The 19136-nt window shown below is 72.4% G+C and carries 16 protein-coding genes; 7 read left to right on the top strand and 9 right to left on the bottom strand.

All coding sequences use genetic code 11. The features are described from left to right. Positions 1-10 precede the first annotated feature (10 nt). A complete protein-coding gene (locus IO30_RS0111015; protein WP_031141773.1) occupies positions 11-391 on the top strand; it encodes a DUF742 domain-containing protein in 381 nt (126 codons plus the stop codon). Beyond that, on the top strand, positions 391-1011 hold the full coding sequence (locus tag IO30_RS0111010) for a GTP-binding protein (RefSeq protein WP_031141771.1): 621 nt from the start codon (positions 391-393) through the stop codon (positions 1009-1011). Before IO30_RS0111015 ends, IO30_RS0111010 begins: the two co-directional genes overlap by 1 nt. A gap of 35 nt (positions 1012-1046) precedes the next feature. Here the strand turns inward: IO30_RS0111010 and IO30_RS0111005 are convergent, their stop codons facing one another. After that, a complete protein-coding gene (locus tag IO30_RS0111005; protein WP_031141769.1) occupies positions 1047-1484 on the bottom strand; it encodes a PPOX class F420-dependent oxidoreductase in 438 nt (145 codons plus the stop codon). Between the two features lie 106 nt (positions 1485-1590). Between IO30_RS0111005 and IO30_RS0111000 the strand changes: the two genes are divergently transcribed. Then, on the top strand, positions 1591-1989 hold the full coding sequence (locus IO30_RS0111000; RefSeq protein WP_031141767.1) for a roadblock/LC7 domain-containing protein: 399 nt from the start codon (positions 1591-1593) through the stop codon (positions 1987-1989). A gap of 143 nt (positions 1990-2132) precedes the next feature. Beyond that, complete coding sequence (locus IO30_RS0110995) at positions 2133-3002, top strand: DUF6397 family protein (protein ID WP_157853177.1); 870 nt, start codon at positions 2133-2135, stop codon at positions 3000-3002. Here the strand turns inward: IO30_RS0110995 and IO30_RS0110990 are convergent. From IO30_RS0110990 to IO30_RS0110980, 3 genes are read right to left on the bottom strand one after another with little or no spacing between them, the layout of a single operon-like run. Next, positions 2966-3367: a YchJ family protein gene (locus IO30_RS0110990; RefSeq protein ID WP_031141763.1), complete on the bottom strand. Its 402-nt coding sequence runs from the start codon at positions 3365-3367 to the stop codon at positions 2966-2968. The genes IO30_RS0110995 and IO30_RS0110990 overlap by 37 nt on opposite strands. An 8-nt stretch (positions 3368-3375) precedes the next feature. Further along, positions 3376-4284 carry an acyl-CoA thioesterase gene (locus IO30_RS0110985; protein ID WP_031141761.1) on the bottom strand — a complete coding sequence of 303 codons (909 nt, stop codon included), beginning with the start codon at positions 4282-4284 and terminating at the stop codon, positions 3376-3378. A 52-nt stretch (positions 4285-4336) separates the two neighbouring features. Next, complete coding sequence (locus tag IO30_RS0110980; protein ID WP_031141759.1) at positions 4337-6859, bottom strand: DEAD/DEAH box helicase; 2523 nt, start codon at positions 6857-6859, stop codon at positions 4337-4339. A 144-nt stretch (positions 6860-7003) separates the two neighbouring features. Here IO30_RS0110980 and IO30_RS0110975 point away from each other — a divergent pair, with 144 nt between their 5' ends. Beyond that, complete coding sequence (locus IO30_RS0110975; protein WP_031141757.1) at positions 7004-7795, top strand: metal-dependent hydrolase; 792 nt, start codon at positions 7004-7006, stop codon at positions 7793-7795. Between the two features lie 61 nt (positions 7796-7856). Here IO30_RS0110975 and IO30_RS0110970 read toward each other — a convergent pair whose 3' ends face one another. The 4 genes from IO30_RS0110970 to IO30_RS0110955 form a co-directional block, all read right to left on the bottom strand. Continuing rightward, complete coding sequence (locus tag IO30_RS0110970; RefSeq protein ID WP_031141755.1) at positions 7857-9638, bottom strand: ABC transporter ATP-binding protein; 1782 nt, start codon at positions 9636-9638, stop codon at positions 7857-7859. After that, a complete protein-coding gene (locus tag IO30_RS0110965; protein ID WP_031141753.1) occupies positions 9635-11500 on the bottom strand; it encodes an ABC transporter transmembrane domain-containing protein in 1866 nt (621 codons plus the stop codon). The genes IO30_RS0110970 and IO30_RS0110965 overlap by 4 nt, the downstream gene beginning before the upstream one ends. Before the next feature lie 148 nt (positions 11501-11648). Beyond that, positions 11649-14585, bottom strand: coding sequence for an FAD-binding and (Fe-S)-binding domain-containing protein (locus tag IO30_RS0110960; RefSeq protein WP_031141751.1), 2937 nt, complete (start codon positions 14583-14585; stop codon positions 11649-11651). Between the two features lie 26 nt (positions 14586-14611). Continuing rightward, positions 14612-15073 (bottom strand): MarR family winged helix-turn-helix transcriptional regulator, encoded by a 462-nt coding sequence (locus IO30_RS0110955; RefSeq protein WP_031141749.1) that lies wholly within the window; start codon positions 15071-15073, stop codon positions 14612-14614. An 86-nt stretch (positions 15074-15159) separates the two neighbouring features. Here IO30_RS0110955 and IO30_RS0110950 point away from each other — a divergent pair, with 86 nt between their 5' ends. Both IO30_RS0110950 and mltG read left to right on the top strand, forming a co-directional pair. After that, positions 15160-17052: an ABC transporter ATP-binding protein gene (locus tag IO30_RS0110950; RefSeq protein ID WP_051859070.1), complete on the top strand. Its 1893-nt coding sequence runs from the start codon at positions 15160-15162 to the stop codon at positions 17050-17052. Positions 17053-17115: 63 nt separating this feature from the next. Then, positions 17116-17979: an endolytic transglycosylase MltG gene (gene mltG / locus IO30_RS0110945; protein WP_031141745.1), complete on the top strand. Its 864-nt coding sequence runs from the start codon at positions 17116-17118 to the stop codon at positions 17977-17979. A gap of 36 nt (positions 17980-18015) precedes the next feature. Here mltG and IO30_RS0110940 read toward each other — a convergent pair whose 3' ends face one another. Beyond that, positions 18016-19101, bottom strand: coding sequence for an NAD(P)-binding domain-containing protein (locus IO30_RS0110940; RefSeq protein WP_031141743.1), 1086 nt, complete (start codon positions 19099-19101; stop codon positions 18016-18018). Positions 19102-19136 lie beyond the last annotated feature (35 nt).

Here is a 19136-nt window from a genome sequence, read left to right as displayed (position 1 = left end):
GGTCCGGCACATGAAAGGCCAGTGGTACGACGCCGACGCGGGCCCCCTCGTCCGTCCGTACGCGATGACCGGCGGGCGGACGAAGCCGGGACCCCACGGGGTCCGCTTCGACCTGATCGCCCTCGTCGTGGTGGACCCGGAGGGAACCGACGCGGCGGCCGAGTCGCTGCTCGGCCCCGAGCACCGGGCGCTGCTCGGACTCTGCCGGTCCGAGACCCAGTCGGTGGCGGAGCTGTCCGCCGACGCCGATCTGCCGGTGGGGGTGGTGCGGGTCCTGCTCGGGGACCTGCTGGAGGGCGGGCACGTCAAGGTGAGCAGGCCGGTACCGCCCGCCCAGCTGCCGGACGAGCGGATTCTGCGGGAAGTCATCGAGGGATTGCGAGCACTGTGATGGGACGACACGATGCCGAAGCCGACACCGAACTGGCCTCGCTCGCGCTGAAGATCCTCGTGGCGGGCGGTTTCGGGGTGGGGAAGACCACGCTGGTGGGCGCGGTGAGCGAGATCCGGCCGCTGCGGACCGAGGAGCTGCTGAGCGAGGCGGGCGAACTGGTCGACGACACGGGAGGGGTGGACCAGAAGACGACCACCACCGTGGCCATGGACTTCGGCCGGATCACCATCCGGTCGGGGCTGTCGCTGTACCTGTTCGGGACCCCGGGACAGGACCGCTTCTGGTTCCTGTGGGACGAGCTGTCGCAGGGCGCTCTCGGCGCGGTGGTGCTCGCCGACACCCGGCGGCTGGAGGACTGCTTCCCGGCGGTGGACTACTTCGAGCACCGGCGCATCCCGTTCGTCGTGGCCGTCAACTGCTTCACGCAGGCGCGGCGCTACGGGGCGAACGAGGTGTCCCGGGCGCTGGATCTGGAACAGGGGACACCGGTGGTGCTGTGCGATGCGCGGGACAAGGACTCGGGGAAGGAAGTGCTGATCAGGCTGGTCGAGTACGCCGGGCGGGTGCACACCGCCCGGCTGCTGGACTCGGTGGAGCCGCAGTCCGGCTCCGTGTGAACCGGGCCCGCAGGTCCGGCCGGGGCGCGGCCCGTTCAGTCGGCCACGCCCGCCTGGGCGATCACCTTCGCGATGGGCACCCGGACGAGGAGTTCGCCGGGGACGGCGTTGCGGCGGCCGAAGGCCTCGGCCCGCTCCGCCCCCATGTAGCGGGCGCCGATGCGCGTGGCCCAGGTCAGGATCTCCTCCGGTCCGTCCGCGTACTCGCTGATCTCGGCGCTGCCCTGGAGCACGACGTAGGAGAAGGGCGGCCGGTCGTCGTCCACGCAGAGCGCGACCCGGCCGTCACGGGCGAGATTGCGCCCCTTGACGGTGTCCTTGCCGGTGTTGAACACGAAGGAGTCACCGTCGAGTACGAACCAGATGGGAGCGATGTGGGGGCTTCCGTCCTCGCGGACGGTGGACAGCTTTCCGGTGCGGGTGGAGTGGGAGACGAAAGTCCGCCATTCCTCTTGAGTCATCTTCTTCGCCATGGGGACATCCTCCTTGCCGGAAAGGCACTGGTGGGGAAGGCTGGCGGGACGACTACGCGGGGCGGGGCGCGGCCATGTCGGCCGCGTCGACGGGGAGGGGCTCGGAATGGCACTGGACAAGCAGCTCGACTGGCTGCTCGACGACCTCACGCGCAGGGTCCAACAGGTGCGTCACGCGGTGGTGCTGTCCAATGACGGGCTGGTCACGGGGGCGAGCGCGGGTCTCGCGCGGGAGGACGCCGAACACCTGGCGGCCGTGGCGGCCGGTCTGCAGAGCCTGGCGAAGGGTTCGGGGCGGCACTTCCGGGCCGGTGAGGTGCGCCAGACCATGGTCGAGTACGACGAGGGGGTCCTCTTCGTGATGGCGGCGGGCGCGGGCAGTTGCCTGTGCGTGCTGAGCGCCGCCGAGTCCGACATCGGCCAGGTCGCGTACGAGATGACCCTGCTGGTCAACCGGGTGGGTGAGCACCTCGGGGTGGCGGAGCGGCGCATCACGGGCGGCTGAACGGCCCGATCCGCGGCGGTCCGGGGCAGGTCCGGGGCAGGTCCGGGGCAGGTTCCGGGAGTTGTCCACAGGCCTCGCGGGACGCCGTCGCCCGGAGTTACGGTCTTCACACAGAGTAATCACTTCTGGTGGGGGAGACCGTGATGATGATGCAGATGGAGACCGCGCTGCGGGACGCCGAGTCCGACTGCCGGCCGGCGCGGGCGCAGGGGCGGCCGGAGCCGGCGCCGGAGGCGGACGGGCTGGTGGGCGGCGTGCAGGCCGCCGGGGAACTGGGCCTGAGCCGCAGTGAGTTCGCCCGGGCCGTCCAGCTCGGGATCGTGCGCGCCGGACGGCCGGCTCCCGGCGGCGGCGCGCGGTACGCCCGGGCCGAGCTGGACCGGGTCGCAGCGGCAGCGGGCCTGCCGGCGGAGAGCGGGGCCCACGCCCTGCGCGAGAAGGTCAGGGCCGTGGCGGGTGCGGACGCCGGAGCGGAGGTCCTGGGGGTCGGACCCAGCCGGTTCACCCGGCTCGCGCGCTGCGGGCACCTGACACCGGTGGGGTACCGGATCAACCGCTACCGGGCCGTCGTGTGGCTCTACCTGGCCGCGGAGCTGAGGGAGTTCGCCGAGCGGGAGCCCGCCCTGCTGCGCGGGACAGCGCCGCCCGAGGACCGGGAGCTGATCGCAGCCCGGGCCGATCTGCGCCCGCGGCGATGGCGGGCGAGGCATGTCGGGCTGCTGCTCAGACGGACCGCCGACCCGTGGGAGCGCGCGGCCGTCCTGGCCTGCGTGCTCCCCGAGGACGAACTGCGGGAGGCCGTGCCCGACCCGGCGGAGCGGATCGTGCTCGCCGTCCTGGCCCCGCCCCCGCCGTACGGGCACCCGCAGGCCCCGGCCGCGGCCGCCGTGGCGCTGACGCTGCTGAAGGCCGGGCCCGGGGAGGAGACCCTCTGGTACCGCACCAGCCTCGACTTCGCCCTGACCGGGGCCCGCGGTCAGTCGAAGTCGACGGGGGAGAGCGGGCCGACGTAGACCCAGGCCCCTGCCTCGCGGGAGAAGCCGCTCAGCTCGTGCAGCGAACCGGTGTGCCGTCCCTCGCGGTAGTGCGCCCGGAATTCCACGGAGCCCTCGGTCTCGAACATCCCGCCGCGTTCCGTACCGAGGATCTCCAGCCGCTCCCAGCGCTGTCCGGGATCCAGGTCGAGCCGGCCCGGGCGGGTCGAGGGGTGCCAGGACCGCATCAGGTAGGCGGTGTCGCCCACGGAGAAGGCGCTGAAGCGCGAGCGCATCAGGAGTTCGGCCGTGGGCGCCTGCTGCGCGCCGGAGTGAAAGCGGCCGCAGCACTGCGGGTAGGCGGCGGGCAGCCCGCAGGGGCAGGGGAGGACCGGGGTGGCCATGGGGGCGCTCAGCTCTTCGGGGACGGCTCGGCCGGCGTGGCCGGCCGCGGGGAGTACGGACGGAACAGGCCCTCCTGGACCACGGAGACCAGCAGCCTGCCCTCCAGGTCGTAGATGCGGCCACGGGCCAGGCCGCGGCCGCCGTGCGCGATGGGTGACTCCTGGTCGTACAGGAACCACTCGTCGGCGCGGAACGGCCGGTGGAACCACATCGCGTGGTCCAGGGAAGCCATGTCGAAGCCGCGCATGCCCCACAGCGGTTCCACGGGGATGCGCACGGCATCGAGGAGGGTCATGTCACTGGCGTAGGTGAGGGCGCAGGTGTGCACGAGCGGGTCGTCGCCCAGTGGACCGACCGCGCGCATCCACACCGCGCTGCGGGGGTCGGCGTCCTTGAGCTCCTCGGGAGCCCAGCGGAGCCGGTCCACGTAGCGGATGTCGAAGGGCTGGCGGCGGGCCATCCGCTCCAGCGCCTCGGGCAGCGCCCCCAGGTGCTCGCGGATCTCGTCCGCGACCTTGGGGAGCGCGTCCGGGTGGGGGAAGTCGAGGCGAGGAGGCAGCTGGTGCTCGATGCTGCCCTCCTCCGGCTGATGGAAGGAGGCGGTGAGATTGAAGATCGTCTTGCCCTGCTGGACCGCGGTGACCCGGCGCGTGGTGAAGGACCGCCCGTCGCGCACCCGCTCCACCTGGTACACGATCGGCACCCCGGGGATGCCGGGGCGCAGGAAGTACGCGTGCAGCGAGTGGACCGGACGGTCGCCCTCGGTGGTCCGGCCGGCGGCCACCAGTGCCTGCCCGGCCACCTGGCCGCCGAAGACGCGCTGGAGGGATTCCTGCGGGCTGGCGCCACGGAAGATGTTGACCTCGATCTGCTCCAGATCGAGCAGATCGACCAGTCTCTCGGCCGGGTTCGTCATCAGGGGTTCTCCACTGTCAGGTCCAAAGGATCCGGCGGGTCGGGGGGTCCGGTCAGAGCGCGCCGAGTTCGCCGACCGAGGTGACGCGGATGACCGCCCGTCCCTCCTCGTCGGAGGCCGCGAGGTCGACCTCGGCGCTGATGCCCCAGCCATGGTCCCCGTTGGGGTCGGCGAAGGTCTGGCGGACGCGCCACAGGCCGTGCGCCGGGTCCTCCTCGATCTGGAGCAGCTTCGGGCCGCGGGCGTCGGGGCCGGTGCCCAGGTCGTCGTACTCGTCCCAGTAGCCGTCCAGGGCGTCGCCCCAGGCGTCGGCGTCCCAGCCGGACTCGCCGTCCAGCTCGCCCAGCACGTTCACGTGGTCGAGCGCGGCCAGCTCCACCCTGCGGAACATGGCGTTGCGGACCAGGACGCGGAAGGCGCGGGAGTTCGCCGTGACCGGCTTGACCTGGTCGGCCTTCTCCTGGGCCTGCTCCGCCGTCTCCACCTCCGGGTTCGCCAGCTGCTCCCACTCGTCCAGCAGGCTGGAGTCCACCTGGCGGACCAGCTCGCCGAGCCAGGCGATCAGGTCCTGGAGGTCCTCGGACTTGAGGTCGTCGGGGATGGTGTGGTCCAGCGCCTTGAACGCTCCGGCCAGGTAGCGCAGCACGATGCCCTCGGTACGGGCCAGCTCGTAGAAGGAGGTGAACTCGGTGAAGGTCATCGCGCGTTCGTACATGTCGCGGATGATCGACTTGGGGGAGACGGGGTGGTCTCGGACCCAGGGGTGGCTCTTGGCGTACACGTCGTAGGCGTGGAGGAGCAGTTCCTCGAGCGGCTTGGGATAGGTGACGTCCTGGAGACGTTCCATCCGCTCCTCGTACTCGATCCCGTCGGCCTTCATCTGGCCGACCGCGATGCCGCGTTCCTTGTTCTGCTGGGCGGCCAGGATCTGGCGCGGGTCGTCCAGCGTGGACTCGACGACGGACACCATGTCCAGTGCGTAGGAGGGGGACTCGGGGTCCAGCAGGTCGAAGGAGGCCAGCGCGAAGGTGGACAGCGGCTGGTTGAGCGCGAAGTCCTGCTGGAGGTCGACCGTGAGCCGGATGGTGCGGCCCTCCGCGTCCGGGGTGTCGAGCTTCTCGACCACTCCGCCGTCCAGCAGCGAACGGTAGATCGCGATGGCCCGCCGGATGTGCCGCAGCTGGGCCTTGCGCGGCTCGTGGTTGTCCTCGAGGAGGTGCCGCATCGCCTTGAAGGCGTCGCCCGGCCGGGCGATGACCGACAGCAGCATGATGTTGGTGACCTTGAACCGCGAGGTCAGCGGCTCGGGGTCGGCGGCGATCAGCTTCTCGAAGGTGGTGTCCGACCAGGCGACGAAGCCTTCGGGGGCCTTCTTGCGGACCACCTTGCGGCGCTTCTTCGGGTCGTCGCCGGCCTTCGCGAGGGCCTTCTCGTTCTCGATGACGTGCTCGGGCGCCTGCGCGACCACGTAGCCCGCCGTGTCGAAGCCGGCCCGGCCGGCCCGTCCGGCGATCTGGTGGAACTCACGGGCGCGCAGGGTCCGGACCCGGTTGCCGTCGTACTTGGTGAGCGCGGTGAACAGCACCGTACGGATCGGCACGTTGACGCCGACGCCGAGGGTGTCGGTACCGCAGATCACCTTGAGCAGACCGGCCTGGGCGAGCTTCTCGACGAGCCGCCGGTACTTGGGCAGCATGCCGGCGTGGTGGACGCCGATGCCGTGCCGGACGTAGCGGGAGAGGTTCTGGCCGAACTTGGTGGTGAAGCGGAAGTTGCCGATGAGCTCGGCGATCTTGTCCTTCTCCTCGCGCGTGCACATGTTGATGCTCATCAGCGACTGGGCCCGCTCGACGGCCTGGGCCTGCGTGAAGTGCACGATGTAGACCGGCGCCTGCCGCGTCTCCAGCAGCTCGGTGATGGTGTCCGTGATCGGCGTCGTCACGTAGTCGTACGACAGCGGGACGGGCCGGGTGGCGGAGCGGACCACGGAGGTCGGCCGGCCCGTGCGCCGGGTCAGGTCCTCCTCGAACCGCTTCATGTCGCCGAGGGTCGCCGACATCAGGACGAACTGCGCCTGCGGCAGCTCCAGCAGCGGGATCTGCCAGGCCCAGCCGCGGTCCGGCTCCGCATAGAAGTGGAACTCGTCCATCACGACCTGGCCGATGTCGGCGTGCTTGCCGTCGCGCAGGGCGATGGAGGCCAGCACCTCGGCGGTGCAGCAGATCACCGGGGCGTCCGCGTTCACGGAGGCGTCGCCGGTCAGCATGCCGACGTTCTCGGTGCCGAAGAGCTTGCACAGGTCGAAGAACTTCTCCGACACCAGTGCCTTGATGGGGGCGGTGTAGAAGGTGACCTTGTCCTGGGCCAGGGCCGTGAAGTGGGCGCCCGCCGCGACGAGGCTCTTGCCGGAGCCGGTCGGGGTGGAAAGGATCACGTTCGCCCCGGAGACGACCTCGATCAGCGCCTCCTCCTGAGCCGGGTACAGGGTGATGCCCTGGTCCTCCGCCCACGAGGAGAAAGCCTCGAAGAGGGCGTCGGGGTCGGCGTTCGGCGGGAGCTGATCAATGAGGGTCACACCCCCCATCTTGCCTGGCTTCCCCCCGGATGAGGGAACCGGCGGACGGAAGGAAGATCACCGACGGTACGCTGTGCCGTCGATGCGGCCCGAACGAACCGTCGACGGGGCCCGACCAGCACACCACCGGGGCGGGGAACGACCATGATGGGTCCGGCTCACTCACTGTCCGGGGCAGCGGCCTGGCTGGGGGTGGGGGCGGCGACCGCGGCCGCCGGACACCCCATGCCGTGGCCGGTCCTCGTCGTCGGCGCGCTGATCTGCGCCGGCGCCGCCCTCGCTCCCGACCTCGACCACAAGTCGGCGACGATCTCGCGCGCCTTCGGCCCCCTCTCCAAGGGCATGTGCGAGGTGGTCGACAAGATTTCCTACGCGGTCTACAAGGCCACCCGCTCCACCAAGGACGCCCGCCGCACCGGCGGCCACCGCACCCTGACGCACACCTGGCTCTGGGCGGTCCTGATCGGCGGCGGCGCCTCCGCCATCGCCGTGAGCGCCGACCGCTGGGGCGTGCTGGCGATCCTCTTCGTCCACCTGGTGCTGGCCGTGGAAGGTCTGCTGTGGCGGGCCGCCCGGATGTCCAGCGACATCCTCGTCTGGCTGCTGGGCGCCACCAGCGCCTGGATCCTGGCGGGCGTGCTCGACCAGCCCGGCAACGGCGCGGGCTGGCTGTTCACCGCACCCGGCCAGGAGTACCTCTGGCTGGGCCTGCCGATCCTCCTCGGCGCCCTGGTGCACGACATCGGCGACGCCCTGACCGTCTCCGGCTGCCCGATCCTGTGGCCGCTCCCCATCGCGGGCAAGCGCTGGTACCCGATCGGCCCGCCCAAGATGATGCGCTTCCGCGCGGGCAGCTGGGTCGAGCTCAAGGTCCTGATGCCGGTCTTCCTCCTGCTCGGAGGCTTCGGCGGGGCCTCGGCCCTCGGCTTCATCTAGACCCGGCCCGGCCCCTGACCCGGTCAGGGGCCGGGCCGGGCCGGGCCGGGACCACGGCCGGTCAGCCGTGCCAGGAGCGCCACAGGGCCGCGTAGGCGCCGTCCGCCGCGACCAGGTCGTCGTGGGAGCCGAGCTCGCTGATGCGGCCCCCCTCGACCACCGCGATGACGTCCGCGTCGTGCGCGGTGTGCAGCCGGTGGGCGATCGCGATGACCGTACGGCCGTCCAGCACCCGGGCCAGCGAACGCTCCAAGTGCCGTGCGGCGCGCGGGTCCAGCAGCGAGGTGGCCTCGTCCAGGACCAGCGTGTGCGGATCCGCGAGCACCAGCCTGGCCAGCGCCACCTGCTGGGCCTGCGCCGGGGTGAGCGCCGTACCACCGGAGCCGACCTCGGTGTCCAGGCCGGCCTCCAGGGCCCGCGCCCAGCCCTCCGCGTCCACCGCGCCCAGCGCAGCCCAGAGCTCCGCGTCCGCGGCGCCCGTCCGGGCCAGCCGCAGGTTGTCGCGCAGCGAGCCCACGAACACGTGGTGCTCCTGGTTGACCAGTGCCACGTGCTCACGCACCCGCTCCGCCGGCATCTGCGACAGCCGGGCCCCGCCCAGGGTGACCTCGCCGGTCCGGGGTGCGTAGATGCCCGCCAGCAGCCGGCCCAGGGTGGACTTGCCCGCGCCCGAAGGGCCGACCAGTGCCATCCGGGTGCCCGGCGGCACGGACATCGACACCTCGTGCAGGACGTCCACGCCCTCCCGGTACCCGAAGTGGACCTCCTGCGCGCGCACGCCCCGGCCCTCGGGCGCGACCTTCGCGTCGCCCGCGTCCGGCTCGATCTCCCGTACGCCCACCAGGCGGCCCAGCGACACCTGGGCGATCTGCAGTTCGTCGTACCAGCGCAGGATCAGGCCGATCGGATCGACCATCATCTGCGCCAGCAGCGCACCCGTGGTCAGCTGTCCCACCGACATCCAGCCCTGGATCACGCAGTAGCCGCCGATGAGGAGCACCGATCCGAGGATCGTCACATAGGTGACGTTGATGACGGGGAAGAGCACCGACCGCAGGAACAGCGTGTACCGCTCCCACGCGACCCACTCGGTGATCCGCCGCTCCGAGAGCGCGATCCGGTCCCGCCCGAGACGGTGGGCCTCGACCGTACGGCCCGCGTCGACCGTCTCGGTCAGCGCTGCCGCCACCGCCGCGTAACCGGCGGCCTCCGAGCGGTACGCCGACGGCGCCCGCCGGAAGTACCAGCGGCAGCCCAGGACCATCACCGGCAGCGCCACCATCGCGGCCAGCGCCAGCGGCGGCGCGGTGACCGCGAGCGCGCCGAACAGCAGTCCCACCCACACCACGCCGATGGCCAGCTGCGGCACGGCCTCGCGCATCGCGTTGGCCAGCCGGTCGATGTCGGTGGTGATCCGCGACAGCAGGTCACCGGTGCCGGCCCGCTCCAGGACGCCCGGCGGCAGTGCCACCGACCGCACGAGGAAGTCCTCGCGCAGATCGGCCAGCATCTCCTCGCCCAGCATCGCGCCGCGCAGCCGGACCAGCCGGACGAACAGCGTCTGCAGCACGAGCGCCCCGCCGAACAGCAGCGCCACGCGCCCCAGGTGCAGCTCCCGCGCCCCCTCCGCGAGATCGTCCACGACCCCGCCCAGCAGGTACGGGCCCACCATGGAGGCGATCACTGCGACCGCGTTGACCGACACCAGCGCCAGGAAGGCCCGCCGGTGGCGCCGGAACAGGCCGCGCACATAAGCCCGTACGGTCTGCGACGTGCCCACGGGCAGCGTCGCGGCCGTCTCGGGGGCCGCCGGATCGTACTCCGGTGGCGCCACGCCGATCATGCGGATTCCTCGATCTCTGTGAGTGCTTCTTCGAGCCGGTCCAGTTCCAGGCGGGCGCTCTCCTGCTCGTCCTCCGTCTCGCGGGTGACGACCGCCCGGTAGCGCGGTTCGTCGCGCAGCAGCTCCCGGTGCGTCCCGACCGCGGCCACCGTGCCCTCGTCGATGAGGACGACCCGGTCGGCGCGGTCCAGCAGCAGCGGCGAGGAGGCCATGACCACGGTGGTGCGACCGGCGCGCAGGGCTGCGACACCCTCCGCGATCCGGGCCTCGGTGTGGGAGTCGACCGCCGAGGTCGGCTCGTCCAGCACCAGCACCTCCGGGTCGGTGACCAGGGACCGCGCCAGCGCGAGCCGCTGGCGCTGGCCGCCGGACAGGGAGCGCCCCCGCTCGGTGATCCGCGCGTCCATCGGGTCCGAGGTGCCGTCCGGGGCGGACTGCAGCAGCGCCTGGAGGACGTCCGCGCACTGGGCCGCCTCCAGGGCGTCCGCCACCTCGACCGCTCCCGAGGCGGGTACGGCGAACAGGTCGCGCAGCGTGCCGGACAGCAGCACGGGGTCCTTGTCCTGTACGAGGACCAGCGTGCGCGCGGTGTCCAGCGCGAGCTCGTCGAGTGCGACCCCGCCGAGCAGGACCGAAGGTCCGCCGCCTTCCGCGGACGCCTCGGCCATGGGGTGGCCGCCGAGCCGCTCCGCGAGCCGCCCCGCCAGGTCCGGGTCCCCGCACACGACGGCGGTGAAGCGGCCGGCGGGGGCCAGCAGTCCGGTCCCCGGGTCGTACAGGTCCCCGCCCGGAGCCGGGGCCTGCACCGTCCCCGCGGACGCGGACGCGGACGTTGAGGTCGACGCGGGCCGCTCGCCGGCGGCGTCCGTCCGGGTCAGGGCCAGCACCCGGGCGGCCCGCTTGGCGGAGGGCCGGGAGAAGGAGTACGCCATGGCGATCTCCTCGAAGTGCCGCAGCGGATAGAGCATCGTGGCCACCGCACTGAACGCGGCGACGAGTTCACCCACCTCGATGCGCCCGTCCAGGACCAGCGCGGAGCCGTACCAGACCACCGTGATCATCAGCGCACCCGGCAGGAGCACCTGGATCGCGGAGATCAGCGCCCACATCCGGGCACTGCGCACGGCCGCCTCGCGGACGTCCTGGGAGGCCTCGCGGTAGCGGCTGAGGAACAGTTCCTCGCCGCCGATGCCGCGCAGGACGCGCAGCCCCGCGACGGTGTCGGACGCCAGCTCGGTGGCCCTGCCCGCCTTCTCACGCTGCACGTCGGCGCGCTTGGTGGCGCGGGGCAGCAGCGGCAGCGCCGCCAGCGCGACCACCGGTACGCCGATCGCCACGACGACGCCCAGCTCGGGTGCGTAGAACAGCAGGCCGACGCAGACGAGGACGACCGCGAAGGCGGCGGCGAGGAAGCGGGAGACCGCCTCGACGAACCAGCCGATCTTCTCCACGTCACCGGTCGACACGGCCACCACCTCGCCCGCGGCGACCCGGCGGGTCAGGGCGGCGCCCAGCTCGGCCGTCTTGCGCGCCAGCAGCTGCTGCACGCGTGCGGAGGCGGTGATCCAGTTGGTGACGGCCGTGCGGTGGAGCATCGTGTCGCCGACGGCGATGGCGATGCCGAGCAGCACGAGCAGCCCGCCGACGAGCAGCAGGCGGTCGGAGTCGCGGTCGACGACCGCCTCGACGCCCAGCCCGATCGCGTACGGAAGTCCGACGACCCCGGAGAAGTGCAGCATGCCCCAGGCCAGGCTCTTGAGCTGACCGCCGATCTGCCCCCGGCCCAGCCAGGCCAGGAGACGCGGACCTGAACGGGCGTCGGGCACCCCGGGATCCGGATACGGAAGATCGCTGATCTGCATGACGCCTCATGACTGGTCGGGTGGCTCAAACAGTGCAAGGTTCGTCTTCCGGACCTGGCCGCGGCAAACGATTTTCCGCTGGCCAGGGGCTTTCGCCAAGGGGTTTTCGGTCGTGCCGGACGACGTCGCAGCAGGTCGGGGCCGGGGCTCAGGGACGGGTGGCGCGCTCCAGTTCGAGCAGGGCGGAGCAGTAGCTCCGGCCCGTGGCCCGCTCCATGCCCACCTCGCACATCCGGTTCGCCGACAGGTACGCGTCGAAGGCCCGCGCCGTCACCTCCCCGGCCTCGCGGGCCGTGGCCGAGGCCGTCAGCTCCGGATGCAGCATGCCGCGGTCACCCGCGAAGGCGCAGCAGCCCGCTTCGGCCGGGACCACCACCTCGCGGGCGCAGGCCCCGGCCACCGTGCGCAGCTGTGCCTCGTCGCCCAGGTGCTGCATGGAACAGGTGGGGTGCAGCACCGCCGAAGCCACCGTGCGGCGGATCTCCAGGTGCGGCAGCAGGTCCTGCGCCGCCCACACGACCGAGTCGACGATCCGCAGCTCCGCGTGCAGGGCCCGGTTGTCCTCGGTCAGGTACGGGACCACCTCGTGCGCGATGCCCAGGGTGCAGGAGGAGGCGTCGACCACGAGGGGCAGCCGTCCGCCCGCCGTCCAGCCCCAGGCGGCCTCGACGATCCGGTTCGCCATCAGGCGGTTGCCCGCGTCGTAGCCCTTGGAGTGCCAGATCGTCGCGCAGCAGGTGCCGGTCACGTCGTGGGGGATCCACACGGGGAGGCCGGCCCGCTGCGACACGGCGACCACGGCTTCCGGCAGGGAGGGGCCGGGCCGGTCGCGGGGGCCGCCGAAGATGCGGTTGACGCAGGCCGGGTAGTAGACGGCCGCGGCGCCCACCCGTTCGGTGGCCGGCAGTCTGCGCGCGGCGGCGCCCGGCATCTGCGGCAGCCACCGCGGCACCAGGTCGGGCCGCACGGCCTTGCGCGCGGCGCCGGTGAGCGCCGCCAGCGGCCGGTCCCCGACCAGGCCGGTCAGTTTCGCGGCCGCGGACACCGCCAGCCGGGCGGCGGCCTCGACGGTCCCGAACCGCTGCGCGGCGAGCGCGGCGGCCCGTTCCTCGCGCGGCCCGTGCCGCCGGTGGCGGAAGTCCTTCATCAGGGCGCCGGTGTCGATGCCGACGGGGCAGGCGAGCTTGCAGGTGGAGTCGCCCGCGCAGGTGTCGACGGCGTCGTAGCCGTAGGCGTCGAGGAGTTCGCCGAGCACCGGCGAGCCGGGCTGCTGACGCATCATCTCGCGGCGCAGCACGATCCGTTGGCGGGGGGTGGTCGTCAGGTCCTCGCTGGGGCAGGTGGGCTCGCAGAACCCGCATTCGATGCACGGGTCGGCCACGGCCTCCACGCGCGGGATGGTCTTCAGGCCGCGCAGGTGGGCCCGCGGGTCCCGGTCGAGGAGGACCCGTGCGGCGAGCACCCCGTCCGGGTCGACGGTGCGCTTCGTGCGCCACATCAGCTCGGTGGCCGCGGGGCCCCACTCCAGTTCCAGATAGGGGGCCATGTTGCGGCCGGTGGAGTGCTCGGCCTTCAGGGATCCGTCGAACCGCTCCACGGTGAGCCGGCAGAACGCGTCCATGAACGCCGCGTACCGCTCGACGTCGGCGGGTTCCGCGGCGTCGAAGGCGAGCAGGAAGTGCAGGTTGCCGTGGGCCGCGTGACCGGCGACGGCGGCGTCGAATCCGTGCCGCGCCTGGAGTTCCAGGAGGGCCTCGCAGGCCTCGGCGAGCCGGGACGGCGGCACCGCGAAGTCCTCGGTGATCAGGGTGGTGCCCGGGGCGCGGGCCCCGCCGACCGCCGTGACGAAGGCCTTGCGGGCCTTCCAGTAGCCGGAGATGGTCCCCGGGTCCCGGGTGAAGCTGTTGGTGACGGAGGCCACCGGCGCGACCAGGTCCAGCCCGGCGAGGGCCTCGGCCGCCCGGCGCTCGTACGCCGCCCGGCCGGTCTCGTCCGGAGCGCGGAACTCCACCAGGAGCGCGGCCGTTTCCCGGGGCAGGTCCGCCCAGTCGGCGGGGACGCCCGCCACGCTGACCGAGGCGCGCAGGGTGTTGCCGTCCATCAGCTCGACGGCGAGGGCGCCCGCCTCGTTGAAGCGGGGGACGGCCGCCGCCGCGGCGGTCAGCGACGGGAAGAACAGCAGGCCGCTGGTGAGTTCGCGGTCCAGCGGCAGGGTGTCGAAGACGACCTCGGCGATGAAACCGAGGGTGCCCTCCGACCCGACCATCAGACCGCGCAGGATCTCGACGGGGGTGTTGCCGTCGAGGTAGGCGTCGAGCCGGTAGCCGGTGGTGTTCTTGATCTCGTACTTGGCGCGGATGCGGGCGACGAGGGCCGGATCGGCCTCGATCTCCCGCTTGATCTCCATCAGCCCGTGGCACAGCGCCGGTTCGGCCCGCGCGAGCTCCTCGTCGGCCATCGGGTCGGCCGTGTCCACGACGGTGCCGCCGGGCAGGACGAAGGTGAGGGAGGAGAGCGTGCGGTACGAGTTCCTCGTGGTCCCCGCCGTCATCCCGGAGGCGTTGTTCGCGACGACCCCGCCGAGGGTGCAGGCGATGGCGCTGGCCGGGTCGGGGCCGAGGATCCGGCCGTGCCGGGCGAGAGCGGCATTGGCCCGCAGGACCGTGGTGCCGGGGCGGATGCGGGCGAGGTGCCCGTCGTCGAGCACCTCGATCCCGGCCCAGTGGCGGCGTACGTCGACGAGGATGTCCTCGCCCTGGGCCTGCCCGTTGAGGGAGGTCCCGGCGGCGCGGAAGACGACGTCGCGCTGTCTGCCGTGGGCGTACGAGAGCACCGCGGAGACGTCGTCGATGTCCTCGGCGATCACCACGACCTGCGGGACGAACCGGTAGGGCGAGGCGTCGGACGCGTAGCGGACGAGGTCCGACACCTTCCACAGCACCTTCTCGGGGCCCAGCAGCTCGCACAGCTCGGTGCGCAGCGGCTCGGGCGTGCCGGCCGACCGGTGCCCGGGCACCCGGTCGGGGGCGGGGCCGCCGACGCCGCGCGGGCGCAGGGCACCGGGGTCCGGTTCCAGCAGCGGCATGTGCGGCCCCTCGCCTTCTCGGCTTCTCAGCAGTGGCGCTCCGGGGGAGCGTCCGCCAGAGCGTTCAGCAGGCCGCCGAGCACCTCGCGCTGGTCGGCGGTCAATGGAGCCAGGATCTCCTCCGCCGCGTCGGTTCGCGCGTTGCGCAGGCGGCGCAGCGTGGCGCGGCCGGTGTCGGTGAGTTCGATCCTTATGACGCGCCGGTTCGCGGGGTCGGGCACGCGCCGCACGCAGTCGGCGGCCTCCAGGCCGTCCACGAGGGTGGTGACGGCGCGCGGCACGACCTCCAGGCGGGCGGCGAGATCCGCCATTCGGGGGGACTCTTCCCGGTCGTAGTGCGAGACCAGGCGCAGCAGCCGGGACTGGGCCGGAGTGATGCCGAGCGGCTCCAGATGGCGTTTCTGGATGCGGTGGAGCCGCCGGGTCAGGCGCAGCAGCTGCTCCGCGAGAACGCCGTCTGTGGTGTCGGTCTCGGAAGAGGTCCTCATACTGGGAAACAGTATCAGGACCAGATTCATTGTGAGTATAGGTAACAATGAGCTATGCTCATGCGAGTCTCGTCAGAAGGAGGCCCATGCGCCCCGAAGAACCGAAGTGGATCCCATCGAAAGAATCACTCGACCCCTCCCGCCCGGGTCCGGCGGAGCGTCCGCGCGAGCTGCGCCGCATCGTGGGCCTCTTCCGGCCCTACCGCGGGCGGCTCGCCGTCGTCGGCCTGCTGGTCGGCGCCTCTTCGCTGGTCGGCGTCGCCTCGCCGTTCCTGCTCAAGGAGATACTCGACGTCGCGATCCCGCAGGGCCGTACCGGACTGCTCAGCCTGCTCGCGCTCGGCATGATCCTCACGGCCGTCGTCACCAGCGTCTTCGGCGTGCTCCAGACGTTCATCTCGACGACCGTCGGCCAGCGCGTCATGCACGACCTGCGCACCGCCGTCTACGCGCAGCTCCAGCGGATGCCGCTGGCCTTCTTCACGCGCACGCGCACGGGCGAGGTGCAGTCCCGCATCGCCAACGACATCGGCGGCATGCAGGCCACCGTCACCTCGACCGCGACCTCGCTGGTCTCCAACCTCACGGCCGTCATCGCCTCCGTCGTCGCCATGCTCGCGCTCGACTGGCGGCTCACCCTCGTCTCCCTGCTCCTGCTCCCCGTCTTCGTGTGGATCAGCCGCCGGGTCGGCCACGAGCGCAAGAAGATCACCTTCCAGCGCCAGAAGCAGATGGCCGCCATGGCCGCCACGGTCACCGAGTCCCTGTCGGTGAGCGGCATCCTGCTGGGCCGCACCATGGGCCGCTCCGACTCGCTCACCTCCGCCTTCTCCGAGGAGTCCGAGAAGCTCGTCGGCCTCGAAGTGCGCTCCAGCATGGCCGGGCGCTGGCGGATGTCGACCATCGGCATCGTGATGGCCGCCATGCCCGCGATGATCTACTGGGCCGCCGGCCTGGCGCTCCAGTCCGGTGCCCCCTCCCTCTCCGTCGGCACCCTCGTCGCCTTCGTCACCCTCCAGCAGGGCCTCTTCCGGCCCGCCGTGAGCCTGCTGTCGACCGGCGTGCAGATCCAGACCTCGCTCGCCCTGTTCGCCCGCATCTTCGAGTACCTCGACCTGCCGGTGGACATCACCGAGCGCGAGGACGCGGTGCGCCTGGACCGGGCCAAGGGGGAGGTCCGGCTGGAGGGCGTGGACTTCGCCTACGAGGCCAAGAACGGGCCGACCCTGAAGGGGATCGACATCACGGTCCCGGCCGGGGGCTCCCTCGCCGTGGTCGGTCCGACCGGCTCGGGCAAGAGCACCCTCAGCTACCTGGTGCCCCGGCTCTACGACGTGACCGGCGGCCGGGTCGCCCTCGACGGGGTGGACGTGCGCGACCTCGACTTCGACTCCCTGGCCCGGTCCATCGGCGTGGTCTCCCAGGAGACCTACCTCTTCCACGCCTCGGTCGCGGACAACTTGCGCTTCGCCAAGCCCGACGCCACCGACGCCGAGATAGCCGAGGCGGCCCGTGCGGCCCAGATCCACGACCACATCGCCTCCCTCCCCGAGGGCTACGACACCCTCGTGGGCGAACGCGGCTACCGGTTCTCCGGCGGGGAGAAGCAGCGGCTCGCGATCGCCCGCACGATCCTGCGCGACCCGCCGGTCCTGATCCTGGACGAGGCCACCAGTGCCCTGGACACCCGCACCGAGCACGCCGTCCAGCAGGCCATCGACAACCTGTCCGCGGGGCGCACCACCATCACCATCGCGCACCGCCTCTCCACCGTCCGGGACGCCGACCAGATCGTGGTCCTCGACGCGGGACGGATAGCCGAGCGCGGCACGCACGAGGAACTGCTGAAGGCGGACGGCCGGTACGCGGCCCTCGTACGCCGCGACCGGGACGCCGCACTTCCCGCGGAGAGCGCCGCCCGGCCGGAACCGGTGCAGGGCACGGAACCGGGATCCCAGCTGGCTCCGGTGAATGTGTGATCGTATGACGGGCGCACGGGCCGGATGCCGGAAATGCAGGGCTTCGCGCGTTAGCGTTCCCGCATGCGTGATGCGTACCGGCCGCCGCAGCCCCGCTCCCGGCTCACCCGTCGGGGTCGGCTGGCGCTCTTCCTCGGCACTCTCCTCGCAGTCGGAGCAGTCGTCCTGATACCGCTCCTGCGGGGTGCCGAAGAGCCCGCACCACCGCGCCTGCTGGTGATCCCCGAAGGCTGGCGGGCCCCCCAGGTGTACGCGGCGGTCGACCGTGAACTGAAGCTCCCGGCCGGCTCCACCAAGGCGGCCGTGGCCACCGCCGGACTGGATCTGCCCGCCGAGGCCAAGGGCAACCCCGAGGGCTACCTCTTCCCGGCGACGTACCCGGTGACATCGAAGAGCACCCCGGCCGCCCTCCTCGCGCACATGGTGCGGACGGCGCACCAGAAGCTGGCCACCCGCGCCGTCGCGGACGGCGGCAAGGCGCACGGGATGACCCCGTACCAGACGGCCACCCTGGCCAGCGTCATCCAGGCCGAGGCCGACCGGCGGGGTGACATGGGCAAGGTCGCACGCGTGGTGCACAACCGGCTGGCCAGGTCCATGCCCCTCCAGATGGACTCCACCCTCAACTACGCGCTGAACCGCAGCACGCTCGACACCACCCTCGCCGACACCCGGATCGACAGCCCCTTCAACTCCTACCGGCGCCAGGGACTGCCGCCCACCCCGATCGACAGCCCGGGGCTGGAAGCGATGGCGGCCGCGGTGGCGCCGACCCCCGGGGACTGGCTGTTCTTCGTGACCGTGAAGCCGGGGGACACCCGCTTCTCCGCGACGTACGCGGAACACAAGAAGCACGTGGCGGAGTTCAACCGGATCCGCGCCCGGGCGGGCTCCCCGGCCGGCCAGGGAGCCGCGGCAGACAGATGAGACCGGCCCTCCCGGCGGCGCCCTCTCCGCCGCGCGTCACGCGGTGAGGGCCCCGGCCCGGTCCCGCGACAGCATGCGGCGGATCTCGCGCACCGCGGCGCCGCCCGCCCGGTTGGCGCCGACGGTCGAGGCGGAGGGTCCGTAGCCGACGAGGTGGATCCGCTCGTCGCGCACGGCCCTGGTGCCCTCGACGCGGATGCCGCCGCCCGGCTCGCGCAGGCGCAGGGGTGCCAGGTGGTCGACGGCCGGGCGGAAGCCCGTGGCCCACAGGATGACGTCCGCGTCCACCTGGCTGCCGTCGGCCCAGACCGCACCGTCCGGGGTGATCCGTTCGAACACCGGGCGCCGGTCCAGTACCCCGGAGGCCAGTCCGGCCCGGACCGCCTCGTTCAGCGGCAGACCGGTCACGCTGACCACGCTCTGCGGCGGCAGTCCCCGGCGCACCCGCTCGTCCACCAGAGCCACCGCAGCCCGCCCCTCGGCCTCGCCGAAGCTCCCGTCGCGGAAGACCGGGGGCCGCCGGGTCACCCACGTGGTCCGCGCAGCGACCTCCGCGAGCTCCAGGAGGTGCTGCACGGCCGAGGTGCCGCCGCCCACCACGATCACCCGGGCACCGGCGAACTCCTGCGGCCCCGGGTAGCCGGCCGTGTGCAGCTGGCGCCCGCGGAAGGTCTCCTGGCCCGGGTAGCGCGGCCAGAACGGCCGGTCCCAGGTCCCTGTGGCGTTGATCAGGGCGCGCGCGGACCAGGTGCCGGCCGAGGACTCCACCCGCAGCCTGCCGTCACCCCCGTCGCGCACGGCCGTCACGTCCACGGGGCGCCGTACGTGCAGGCCGAAGCGGCGCTCGTACGCGTCGAAGTACGCCGGGACCACCTCGGACGAGCGCCGGCGCGGGTCCGCGTCGGTGAGCTCCATGCCCGGGAGGGAGTGCATCCCGTGGACCTTGCCGTAGGTGAGCGAGGGCCAGCGGTACTGCCAGGCCCCTCCGGGGCGGGGCGCGTGGTCCAGGGCCACGTGCCCGATCCCCGCCCGCGTCAGGTGGTAGGCGCTGGACAGTCCCGCCTGTCCGGCGCCGATCACCACGACGTCGACCTCCGCCGCGTCCGCCGCATCCCGCACCATGTCGTTCACGGTTCTACTAACTCGCGAGGGCCGCG

It is taken from the genome of Streptomyces xanthophaeus, from assembly GCF_000725805.1.
GTDB classification, from domain to species: Bacteria; Actinomycetota; Actinomycetes; order Streptomycetales; family Streptomycetaceae; genus Streptomyces; species Streptomyces xanthophaeus.
Note: the sequence above shows the minus strand (reverse complement) of the source record. Positions and strands in the feature narration are given on the sequence as shown.